Below are 11034 nucleotides of genomic sequence, written 5' to 3'. Positions count from 1 at the left end.
TGCAGAATCAATTGGAAGTTTGAATGGCCGATTTTGAGAAGCTGAGCGCCTCAGACCAGTTGCGCAATTCTGAGTCAGTGTTTTTGCCAGATGCGCGCTCTGGCTCTACATCAATCATGCGGCCTGATGGGGCGTTCGCTCAAGTTAATTTGGCCGACAGACATGATTTGATAAACCATTTTGTGCTGGTCGATGCAGTGCCATTGGATGTTCGAGTCCATTTTGAAACTGCGAAGAATCTCTATCTCTATGCTTGGTTTGTTTATCGATTTTTCCCCGTGGCGGAAAAACATGTGCTGGCAACACTTGAATTCGCTTTGCGCGAAAAACTCACCTACTTGTACCCCGAGGAATTTGGTCTGACTGCAAAGAGGCATCCGACTTTGCGGGCATTGTTTGCTAGAGCGAGGAAGGAACGGCTGATCACGAATGAAGGCCAGCGCTCAACGGAAATATTTGCTTTGCAGCATGCTCGCGAACGGGTTTCCATGGAGCGGATGCGGGAGCTGCAGGTCAGCGGGTTGTCTCAAATTGAGTATGACGAATCAGCGATCCAAACTCAGCCAGAAGATTATGTGCATGACTGGCTGGGCATCTTTGAAGAAGCTCTGCCGGGTATCCGCAATACCTATGCCCATGGCAGCGCCATGCTCCACTCCTCTGTGCTGCGGACGTTTGAGATCGTGACGGACTTGGTAAATGAGCTCTATCGAGAACAAGGTACATAAGTATTTGGGAGCATGGATTCTGATGGTGTGTAGGATGTGATTCATGCGCATAATGTGCGCATAGTTAATGTTGCAAAGACGTCACCATGCCCGCCGTAGCCGCCACTTCTCGCAAGCGTCCCGTAAATCTGACCCTCAGTGAAGACCTGGTCTCCCAGGCCAAGGCTTACACCAGCAATCTCTCCGCCACCATGGAGTCTTTGCTGGCCGGTTACGTGGAGAGCCAGCAGCAAGCCCACCGTGCACACCAGCAGCTCGCAGATAACTGCGCGGCGGACTGGAATGCCGTACATGCGGCTATTGGTTCGTTTGCCGACGAGCACTCTACGCTCTGATGGCCCAGTTTGACGTGCACCGCAACAAAGGGGCGTTGCGGGCTTCTATTCCATTTGTCGTTCTGGTCCAGTCAGCGCAATTTGATCGCTACCGCCGACGCATGGTGGTACCGCTGGTGTTGCGCAGTGCTTTGCCGGGTAGCTCGCCGACCGTGGGATCTCGCATGAACCCCGCGTTCAGGGTGCAGGATTTGGACGTGGTGTTGCATCCCCTGGACATGGTGTCAGTCGCGCTGGACCAGTTGGGTGAACACGTCGGTTCGTTGGCCGACCAGGGGCAGGTTATCGCCGACGCGCTGGACGAATTGCTCACGCGGTCCTGGGGATGAACGCCATTCTTCCTCTATAGCTTCTTTCGGCAAAGATTCCATGACCCCCACCGTCATCCTCCTGGTGCTCTGCGCCGCGCTCTGCCACGCCAGCTGGAATGCGCTGCTGAAAAGCAGTGCCAGTACCGACCGCAAGGCGGTGCTGACCCTGATGATGGTGGGCGCAGGCCTGGGCGGGCTGCCGCTGGCGCTGCTGCGGCCGTTTCCGCTGCCGGCCAGCTGGGTCTACGTGGCGCTGGGCGTGGCGCTGCACGTGGGCTACAACGTGTTTCTGGTGCGGGCCTACAAGGTGGGCGACTTTGGTCAGTCCTACCCGATCGCGCGCGGCTCGTCGCCCATGCTGGTGTCCATTGGCGCGGCGCTGTTTGTGGGCGAGAACATGGGGCTGTGGGTCTGGCTGGGTGTTGTGCTGATCTCGGTGGGCATCTTCAGCCTGGCGGAGCTGCGCCGGGGCATGGCGCTGGCCGGGCCGCTGACGGCGGTGACCACCGGCGCCTTTATCGCCGCCTACACCGTGGTGGACGGGCTGGGCGCGCGGGCGGCGGGCGATGCGCTGGCTTATGCGGGCTGGCTGTTTGTGCTGGATAGCCTGGCCATGCTGCTGCTGTACTGGTGGCAGCACCGCGCCTGGCCGCGCGATCTGGGGGCTCGCGCCGTCTGGACCGGGCTGGGCGGCGGAGCGATGTCGCTGGCGTCCTACGGCATCGTGATCTGGGCCGTGGCGCGTGCGCCCATGGGCACGGTGTCGGCGCTGCGCGAAACCTCGGTGCTGTTCGCCGCGCTGATCGGCGCGCTGTTCCTGGGCGAACCGCTGACCCTGCGCCGCAGCCTGGCCTGTGTGTTGATCACCGCCGGGGCGATGGTGCTGGGCTTGTACCACTGAGTCTGATTTGCTATTTAAAACATAGCTGCTTGCGCAGGCACTATCTGCGTTAGCGGTCTGTTACTTATAAATTGACTGCGGGTACAGGTAGCTGGCCCGATGCCTTGATCTCGCGTAGCGCCAGGCTGGAATGGATCAGGCTGATGCCGGGCAGGCTGCGCAGCACGGTTTCCACGAAGTCGCTGTAGGCATCCAGGCTGGGGGCCACCACTTGCAGCAGGTAGTCGGCCTGGCCAGTCACCTTGTGGCAGGACAGTACCTCGGGCCGCTGGGCGATGGTGTCTTCAAACTGCTGGATGGCGCTGCCGGTCACCACGCCGAAGGTGACTTGCACAAAAGCCAGGATGTCCAGGCCCAGCTTGCGCCGGTCCAGCCGGGCCTCGTAGCCGGTGATGAAGCCGGCATCCTCCAGCCGCTTCAGCCTGCGCCAGCAGGGCGTGGTGCTCAGGGCCAGTTGCTCGGCCAGCTGTGGGGTGGACAAGTTGCCGTCTTTTTGCAGAAGTCGCAAAATAGTGCGATCTGTGCTGTCTAGCGTGGTTATGGGTAATTTTGTGCTCATGATGTGCGATAAAAAACTTGTTTCTGTGCGCATACTAGCCTGAAGCGGGGGCATAAAGCAAAGCTATTTCAGCGCTGGAGCGGCATACTTTCGAGCATTCACTTCTGCTTGGAAAGAGCTTTCGCATGATCACCGTCTACAACCACCAGCACGCCCTGCACCAGGGCAAAGTCGAGATGTACCGCGGCCAGTTGGTGCCGTGTTTCGAAGTGCCCGCGCGCGCGGACTACGTGCTGCAGGAGCTGCAGCGGCGCGGCCAGGGCGATGTGCGTGCGCCGCAGGACCATGGCCTGGAGGTCTTGCAGCGGGTGCACAGCCCACGCTACCTGGACTTTCTGGCGAGCGCCTGGAACGAGTGGGTGGCGCTGGACCCGACCAATGCCGAGCGCGATGCGCTGCCGTCGGTATGGCCGGTGCGCAGTTTTCGCTCCGACATACTGCCCGCCAACTTTGCTGCGCGCATGGGCTTGTTCTCGTACGACGCTGGCACGCCGTTGACAGCAGGCACCTGGGCAGCCGCCTATGCGGGTGCGCAGTGCGCGGTGACGGCGGCGCAACTGGTCAGCACCGGTGCACGTTCGGCTTTTGCCTTGACCCGCCCGCCGGGCCACCATGCGGGGGCTGACTTTTTTGGTGGCTACTGCTTTCTGAACAATGCGGCGGTAGCGGCCCAGGCCTTGCGCGACGCGGGGGCTGAGCGGGTGGCGGTGCTGGATATCGACTACCACCACGGCAACGGTACGCAGGCTATCTTCTACGAGCGCAGTGACGTGTTCTTTGCCAGCGTGCATGGTGATCCGCACACCGAATACCCGTTCTTCCTGGGCTACGCCGACGAGACCGGCGCTGGCGCAGGGGCGGGCCACAACCTGAACCTGCCGCTGCCGCGCGGCACAGACTTTGCACGCTGGCGCGCAGCCCTGGGCCAGGCCCTGCAGGCGATAGCCTGCAGCGGTGCCCAGGCGCTGGTGGTGTCGCTAGGGTTGGATACCTTTGAGGGCGACCCGATCTCGGGCTTCCATTTGCGCAGCGAAGACTATCTGCGCGTAGGCACCGACCTAGCTGCCACCGGCCTGCCCACGGTGTTTGTGTTCGAGGGCGGCTACGCGGTGGATGAGGTGGGGGTGAACGCGGTGAATGTGCTGGACGGCTTTGCCCAGCATGCGGGTTAGCCTGCTATTGAATGTATAGCTGCTAGCGCAGGTGTATCCTGCGCCAGAGTCTGTTTTTTCAGAATGGATCCAGGGCGATGGTGAAGCGGCCTGAGCTGTCCAGCGCGCCAAAGGTGTAGCCTTGCCAGCCGGGGTAGGCCTGCGGCTCCCAATAGAACACGCCCAGGCCGTTTCCGCCCAGTGCCGAGACGCGGTTGATCAGGTCGCTGAGCATGCTTTTGGAGGCACTGGCTTGCTGCCAGTCCATGCCCACCTCGGAGATGACCACCGGCTTGCCGTAGCGCGAGACCATGTCGGACATATTGCTCGCGATGCTGATGTTGCGATTGGCCCAGTTACTGGCCGTCGGGTAGTGCGACATGCCGATGACGTCCCATTTGGCGCCAGCGGCTTTCACGCCGTCAAAGAACCAGCGGAACACAGCGTTGTCGTAGCCATTGGCCAGATGCAGCACCACTTCCGCGTTGGGGTACACCGCCTTGACGGCGTTGTAGCCGTTGTTGATGAAGCCTGCCAGTTGGCTGAAGTTGGACGTGCTGCCCTGCGGCCACAGCATGCCGCCATTGATTTCATTGCCAACCTGCACCCATTCCACGCTGATGCCATTGCTCTTGAGGTAGTTGAGCACGTCATGCGTGTGGGCATACACATCGGTGTTGAGTTGGGCCACCGTGTGGCTGCTCCAGGCGGCGGGCTTGGTTTGCTGGCCGGGGTCGGCCCAGCTGTCGCTGTAGTGGAAGTCGATCATGATGCGTTGCCCTTGGGCCGCTGCGCGCTTGGCCTTGTACAAGGTGTCTGCCGCGTTGCACCAGCCGCCCGAGGGGTTGACCCAGACACGCAGGCGGATGGCATTCACGCCAATGTTCTTTAACAGTACAAACGGGTCGGTCTTGACCCCGCTGCTGTTGTAGAACGAATAGCCGGCCGACTCCTGCTGGTCTACCCAGCTAACGTCAGCCCCTTTGGCGAAGGTGGCGGCCTGGGCCGCCACTGCCAGGCACAGGCCGGCAATGCCGGTGCCTGCTGTGCGAATGATTGCTTTGAATTGCATGGTCTGTCTCCTGTTATGTTGTTGCTACCACTTGCATCCACGCGGGCCGTGTGGGGCCCGCCGTCCTAGCGCTGGAACGCGTTCAGGGATTGCCTTCCTCGCGCATGAACTCGATGTCGTCCAGGTTGCCCCAGTTGCCAGCAGCACCGTCTACCCGCAGGCCGATGGTGCAGCTGCCCTGGGTCACGTTGATGCCGCGCAGTGCGGCCTGCGACCACTTCTGCCAGCCGGTGTTGGTCCAGCGGGCCGAGGGAGATTGGGGGCCGCAGTCGCGCACAAACAGCTCCAGCGCCTTTTCGCCGCCGCCACCAGCCGCCCAGCCCTTGAGGGTGTAGCTGCCGTTCTGTATGCCGCTGAAGGTGTGGACCGCCTCGAACTTGAACGGGTCGCCGCTCCAGTAGTGCAGCGAATGCAGCCCGCTGTGCGCATTGCCAGGGTTGCGTTCGTTGCTGGCGGCGGCGGTGTTGCCGGTGATGGTCCAGTTCTTCAAGTCGCCGCGTTCAAAGCTGGGGTCCTGCACCAGGTTACGCCTAGGGACGACGTTGACCTCGGCCACCAATTTGATCGGCTGGCCGCTGACTTCGCCCTGCAGGCGGAAGTGTCCGGGCTGCGCCAGGGCGTTGGCGGGCAGGTCGTTCCATTGCACATAGACCTTGCGTTCGGCGTCGTCGCTGTAGGCCAGCTTGACGGACTCAGGCGGCGTCCAGACTTCACCCACAAAGGCATTCAGCGGGATGGGGCCGCGATCCAGCACCTGCGGGGTGTCGGCCAGGGTGCCGGCGTCGCGCACGCGCTTGAATACTTCCAGGGACGGTAGCGCCTTGCCGTTGAAGTCGAACATGGCCTGGTTGTCCCAGGCGTTGCCCTCACCGGTGCGCCAGCCGGCGCCCGGCACGGGGTACCAGTCGGGCTCCCAGTAAAACACGCCCAGACCGCGTCCGCCGGGCACCTGGGCCACGGCCTGGATCACATCGCGCACCATGCTGGCCTGGCCCTGCACGCTGGCCTTGTAGCCCACGCTTTTTTGCATGTCGGCGTTGAACAGATTGGGCCAGCTGTCGCCATTGGCCGTGGTGTAGCCGTAGGCGGTTTCCAGCACCAGCACCTCTTTGCCGTAGCGGGCCGAGATGTCGTCCATGTTCGCCTGCAAGTCTTCCACCGGGCCGTGGTAGTAGGGGTAGAAGGACAGGCCGATGATGTCGTAGTCCACATTGCGCTGGCTGAACAGATCGAATACGCGGCGGTACAGCTCGTTCTTGCCGCCGTCAGCCAGGTGTACGGCCACCTTGATGTGCTCGGGCGTACCTCGTTTGTCGTCGGCGTCGCGTACGGCCTTGATGCCCTGGTTCATCAGCGCCACGAAGCCATCGTCGCCGCCAATGACTTCACCCGGTTTTTCCTTCCAGGTCTTGCCGTCGGGCCAGAGCATGCCGCCGTTGAGTTCATTGCCCACCTGCACCATGTCGGGAAATGCATCGGCTTTTTTTAGGCTGTCCAGCACCTGGCTGGTGTAGCGGTAGACCTCTTGCTCCAGCGTCGTGCCGCTGAGTTTGGCCCAGGCGGCGGGCTTGGTCTGCTTGCCGGGGTCGGCCCAGAAGTCGCTGTAATGCAGGTCCAGCAGCAGCTTGAAACCCATGGCCTTGGCGCGCTTGGCCAGGCGCACGGTGGTGGCCAGATTGTTGTTGCCGCCACCCACCGGATCGCCCCGGCGTGAGATGGTGCGGCCACCTTCGATCACGTCGCTGTCATTCACCGGGTTGTTCCACAGGCGCAGGCGGATCCAGTTGACGCCGTTGTCATGCAGGATCTGTAGCGCATCCTTGCGCACGCCCTGCACATCGGAAAACTGGGCTCCGTTGCGCTCCATCTGGTCGAGCATGGAAACGTCGGCACCCATCACGAAGTCGTTGCGCAGCTCGGCGACCGGCTGCACGGTGATGGCACCCGCAGCGTGCACGGTCAGGCCCCACACCGTAGCGATGGCCGCCACCCCGATTTTCAAAATATGCATGGCATGTCCCAAGAAAAAACCCCGGCGGATAAAACCACCTCCGCCGGGGAAGAGCACCTCAAATCAACTTGTTTCCCAACACTGGTGGTTGGCTGGCCTGTCTGCGCCAGGGATACCGCGGAACCGGCTTTACCGGGCCGCTGGTATCGCCCCCTGCAAGGGGGTTGGCGAAGCGCAGCGCAGCCTGGGGGTGAGCCTAGTTACCACCAGTACTCGGCTTGCAGGCCAAAACGGTTGGCGCTGGTGCGACCGCTGGGCAGGCCGTTGCTGGTGTCGGCGCCAGCGGCTGTGTTCCAGCTGGCGCGGGTGTAGAACAGGCGCAGTTCAGGCCGCTCGAAGAAGCCACGGCCGGTGCTCAGCGTGGGTGCAATGGTGAACTTGGTCAGGGTTTGTGCATCGCCTCCGGTGGGGGATTTGCGCGACAAGCCCAGCTCGCTGACCAGCTTGAAGTTGTTGGTGAAGGCATAGGCCACACGTCCGCCGATGGAAGTGCGGGTGGTTTCATAGCCCAGCAGGTGATCCTTCTGGATGTGGCCTACTACCTGGCCGCCCCAGTTGCCCCGTTGGAAGCTCAGTGCGTCGGCCACGCGGAAGCTGTTCTGGCCACTGTGGACCTCGCTCCAGGTGGCGCTGCTGCTGGCGTCGCTGGCGACCCAGTCGTTGCCTGTGCCGGTGTAGGCGTTGGAGAAGTTGCCGTCCAGGCCCGCGGAACCCTTGGCGAACTGCACCCACAGGTTGTTGCCGCCGCCCAGGCCGAAAAGGTTGTCTTGGGCATGTTGGATGGTCAGGGCCATGCCGCTGTGTCCTTCCAGGGCGTTGCTGTCCTTGTCCGCGCTTTCTTCGCTGCTCACCACGGTGCCCAGGATGCGCAGCCAGCCGCCATCATTGATCTTGCTGGTGCTGAACTCGGCATTCACACGGCTTGCGGTGCCCCAGCCGGCGAAGGTGCCCTTGTCGCGGCGGAAGTAGCCAAAGCCCAGCTTGCCGCCGCCGACGGCGATGTTGTCCACGCCACCGCCGGTGCCGTCGAGCTTGGTGTACTTGGTGTCGGTGATGTGCACATCGGTACGGCCGTAGTAACGCTTGCCGGCCCAGAAGTTGGCTTCGGGCAGGATGTCAAAGCCTTTGCCTTCCACGAAGGCCTGGCCCAGGCTGGTAGGGTTGGCGGTCTCCTGGGCGGCGCTCCAGTACACGGGCATCAGATTGCCACTGAATTGCAGATCGCCGACCTTGACGGTGTTCTTCAGGTTAATTTCGCCATAGTTATCGCATTCGTTACCCAGGCGGTATTTGAGGCCATCGCCTGCCAGTCCAAAGCAGCTGGTGGGGCTGTCTTTGACGCCGGCGCCGGTGCCGGCCCGGAAGTAGCCGTCGGTGCTGAACTGGGCCTGGGCGGCGCCCGTCAGCAGCACCAGAACTGCAGCTGCGCTGGCGCGCATGGGTATGGTCTTCTTCTTCATCTTCAGTCTCCTTATGGGCCTAGCGGCCTGGGTGGTATTACAGAGAGGCTCTCTGTGGGGTAAAGCGTTTAACCTTGTGGTAAAAAATAATCAGCCTTTGACTGCGCCCGAGGTCAGTCCCGAGACCAGCCAGCGTTGGGTCACCAGAAACAGCAGCGTCAGCGGTAGGCCGGCCAGGATGGCGGTGGCGGCAAAGTCGCCCCAGAGGTAGCGCTGGTTGAACAGGAACAGGCGTGAGCCAATGGCCAGGGTCAGGTTTTCTTCGTTGTTCATCAGTACGGAGGCCACCGGGTACTCGATCATTCCGCCCAGGAAGGCCAGTACGAACACGACCACCAGGATCGGCACCGCCATGGGCAGCAGCACATACACAAAGGCCTGGAAGGGCGACGCACCGTCCACCGCCGCAGCTTCTTCCAACTCGCGCGGCACGCTTTCAAAATAGCCTTTGATGAGCCAGATGTGCTGGGCCACACCGCCGGTGTAGGCCAGGGCCAGGCTCCAGTGGCTGTTCAGGCCCAGCCAGGGGATGAACTCGCCGATTCGGTCGAACAAGGCGTAGATCGCCACCAGTGCCAGTACCGAGGGGAACATCTGCAACAGCAACAGGCCGTTAAGCATGGCGGCCCGCCCCTTGAAGCGCAGGCGGGCAAAGGCGTACGCACTGGTGATGGACAGCAGCAGGGCCACGGTGGCCGAGATAAGCGATACCTTGAGCGAATTCCAGATCCACAGCAACACCGGAAACGGCGGCTTGACCAGCTGGCCATCCGCGTCCAGATAGGACATGCCCAGCGCCAGCTTCCAGTGCTCAAAACTGATGCTGCGGGGGATCAGGTGGCCGCCGGCAAAGTTGCCGGGGCGCAGCGAGATCGACAAAATCATCAGGAACGGAAACACCGTGAGCGCGATAAAGGCCAGCAAACCCAGGTGCGCCATGAGCACACGCCAGCGTTGGGATTTTTTGATGACGATGGCCATTTTTAAACTGCCTCTTTACCGACTTTGAACAGCCGCAGATTCACCACGGCGAGGGTGGCCACCAGCAGGAATACGATGCTGGAGATGGCGCAGGCCAGGGCGTAGTTCTGCCCCGAGTCCTGGAATGCGATGCGATAGGTGTAGGACGCCAGCAGGTCGGTGGCGCCCACCGGCACCTGGGTGTCCAGGTAGTCTGGTGCGCCGCCGGTCAGCAGGGCGATCAGCGTCAGGTTGTTGAAGTTGGAGGCAAACGAGGCCACCAGCAAGGGCGCAATCGGCTTGGCAATCAGGGGTAGGGTGATGCGGAAGAAGTTGGTCAGCGGACCGGCACCGGCCAGCGCCGAGGCTTCGTACAGTTCGCCGGGAATGGCTTTGATCAGGCCCATGGCCAGAATCATCATGTAGGGGTAGCCTAGCCAGGTGTTCACCACTAGCACCATGCCGCGTGCCAGATTAGCCTCGGAAAACCAGCCGGGTCGGATGCCAAACAAGGCATCCAGAATCATGTTGATCTCACCCAGGTTTTCGTTGAACAGACCGCGAAATACCGGTATGGAAATAAAGGCCGGCACCGCATACGGCAGGAACAGCATCATGCGGTAGAAGTTGCGGTACCGTAGTGCGTCCCAGTTCAGGGCCACGGCCAGCACCACGCCAATCGCAAAGGTGAACAATGTGTTCAGGCCTGCGAAGCTGACGGTCCAGGCAAACACGCGCAGGAAAGGGTCCAGAAACTTGCGCTCGGTGAAGATGCGCACATAGTTCTGCCAACCCACCACGGCGCGAAAGCCGGGTTCTATCTGCTGGCCATCGGCGCGGACCCAGTAGCCGGCTGCAAAGTCCGGCCGTAGCACACTGTGGTCCGCGGTGTCCAGCAGGGTTCCATCGGCGGCGCGCTGGTAGCTGGGGCGCATGGCGGCAAAGCGGCGCAGGCTGCTTTGCCGCAGCTCGGTACCGTCAGGCAGCACCGCCACGACTTTCTTCAAGGCGCCCTGCAAGGCCATCATGTCTTTCAGGCTGAGTGCGTCCTGCACGGCGCCTTCACTTAGGGGCTGCAAGGCGGCGCGCAAGTCCGAACCCAGCTGCAGGTAGTCCGATGCGTACACCACGCCGTCTTCGGTCGTGAATACCAGGCGGTGGCGTTCGCCCTGGGCCTGCAGTTGCACGCCCAGGGTGTCGCCCGTGCTTTCGGTCTTGCCCAGCAGGACTTCGGTGGAGCGTTCAAACGACAGCAGATGTGCCGAGCTGTAGTTGGTGAAGCTGATGGCCAGTGTGTAGCCCATGGGCACCACGATGAACACCAGCGCCGCCAGCAGGCCGGGCAGTACATACCGCCAGGCATACAGGCGGGGTGACAGGTACACCAGCACAGCCGCTCCCAGCAAGGCCAGGGTGATGGCCGCCAGCCAATGCTGGCGGGCCATCACCATCACTACCACCAAGGCCAGCACTGCCAACAAAGCCAGACCACCCAGGGCGGCCAGGGCGAAGTGCAGGAGGGAACGTTTCTTCACGGCGCGACTTT

Annotated in this window: 11 protein-coding genes; 5 read left to right on the top strand and 6 right to left on the bottom strand. The window is 61.9% G+C overall.

The genetic code is table 11. The annotated features are described in order from the left end of the window. The first annotated feature begins 23 nt into the window (after window positions 1–23). The 4 genes from AC07VY_RS19975 to AC07VY_RS19960 all read left to right on the top strand — a co-directional run bounded on the left by AC07VY_RS19975 (window position 24) and on the right by AC07VY_RS19960 (window position 2275). Window positions 24–728 carry a hypothetical protein gene (locus AC07VY_RS19975; RefSeq protein ID WP_495099031.1) on the top strand — a complete coding sequence of 235 codons (705 nt, stop codon included), beginning with the start codon at window positions 24–26 and terminating at the stop codon, window positions 726–728. Window positions 729–814: 86 nt separating this feature from the next. After that, the gene (locus AC07VY_RS19970; protein WP_495099032.1) at window positions 815–1063 is read left to right on the top strand and encodes a type II toxin-antitoxin system CcdA family antitoxin; all 249 of its coding nucleotides are present in this window, start codon (window positions 815–817) and stop codon (window positions 1061–1063) included. Continuing rightward, window positions 1063–1392 carry a CcdB family protein gene (locus AC07VY_RS19965; RefSeq protein ID WP_495099033.1) on the top strand — a complete coding sequence of 110 codons (330 nt, stop codon included), beginning with the start codon at window positions 1063–1065 and terminating at the stop codon, window positions 1390–1392. The genes AC07VY_RS19970 and AC07VY_RS19965 overlap by 1 nt, the downstream gene beginning before the upstream one ends. A gap of 40 nt (window positions 1393–1432) precedes the next feature. Then, window positions 1433–2275 carry an EamA family transporter gene (locus tag AC07VY_RS19960; protein ID WP_495099034.1) on the top strand — a complete coding sequence of 281 codons (843 nt, stop codon included), beginning with the start codon at window positions 1433–1435 and terminating at the stop codon, window positions 2273–2275. Window positions 2276–2339: 64 nt separating this feature from the next. Here AC07VY_RS19960 and AC07VY_RS19955 read toward each other — a convergent pair whose 3' ends face one another. Then, entirely contained in the window at window positions 2340–2834 is a 495-nt protein-coding gene (locus tag AC07VY_RS19955) for an Lrp/AsnC family transcriptional regulator (protein ID WP_495099035.1), read from the bottom strand. A gap of 125 nt (window positions 2835–2959) precedes the next feature. Here AC07VY_RS19955 and AC07VY_RS19950 point away from each other — a divergent pair, with 125 nt between their 5' ends. Next, window positions 2960–4006 (top strand): histone deacetylase family protein, encoded by a 1047-nt coding sequence (locus AC07VY_RS19950; RefSeq protein ID WP_495099036.1) that lies wholly within the window; start codon window positions 2960–2962, stop codon window positions 4004–4006. Window positions 4007–4064: 58 nt separating this feature from the next. Here AC07VY_RS19950 and AC07VY_RS19945 read toward each other — a convergent pair whose 3' ends face one another. From AC07VY_RS19945 to malF, 5 genes are all read right to left on the bottom strand, one after another. Then, window positions 4065–5057, bottom strand: a complete 993-nt coding sequence (locus AC07VY_RS19945) for a glycoside hydrolase family 53 protein (protein WP_495099037.1) — start codon at window positions 5055–5057, stop codon at window positions 4065–4067. Between the two features lie 82 nt (window positions 5058–5139). Next, window positions 5140–7068 carry a glycosyl hydrolase 53 family protein gene (locus AC07VY_RS19940; protein ID WP_495099038.1) on the bottom strand — a complete coding sequence of 643 codons (1929 nt, stop codon included), beginning with the start codon at window positions 7066–7068 and terminating at the stop codon, window positions 5140–5142. A gap of 200 nt (window positions 7069–7268) precedes the next feature. Then, the gene (locus tag AC07VY_RS19935; protein WP_495099039.1) at window positions 7269–8528 is read right to left on the bottom strand and encodes a maltoporin; all 1260 of its coding nucleotides are present in this window, start codon (window positions 8526–8528) and stop codon (window positions 7269–7271) included. A 90-nt stretch (window positions 8529–8618) separates the two neighbouring features. Then, window positions 8619–9509, bottom strand: coding sequence for a maltose ABC transporter permease MalG (gene malG / locus AC07VY_RS19930; protein WP_495099040.1), 891 nt, complete (start codon window positions 9507–9509; stop codon window positions 8619–8621). A 2-nt stretch (window positions 9510–9511) separates the two neighbouring features. Further along, the gene (gene malF, locus AC07VY_RS19925) at window positions 9512–11023 is read right to left on the bottom strand and encodes a maltose ABC transporter permease MalF (RefSeq protein WP_495099041.1); all 1512 of its coding nucleotides are present in this window, start codon (window positions 11021–11023) and stop codon (window positions 9512–9514) included. Between the last annotated feature and the right edge of the window lie 11 nt (window positions 11024–11034).

The organism is Rhodoferax sp. GW821-FHT02C08 (assembly GCF_059421805.1).
Note: the sequence above shows the minus strand (reverse complement) of the source record. Positions and strands in the feature narration are given on the sequence as shown.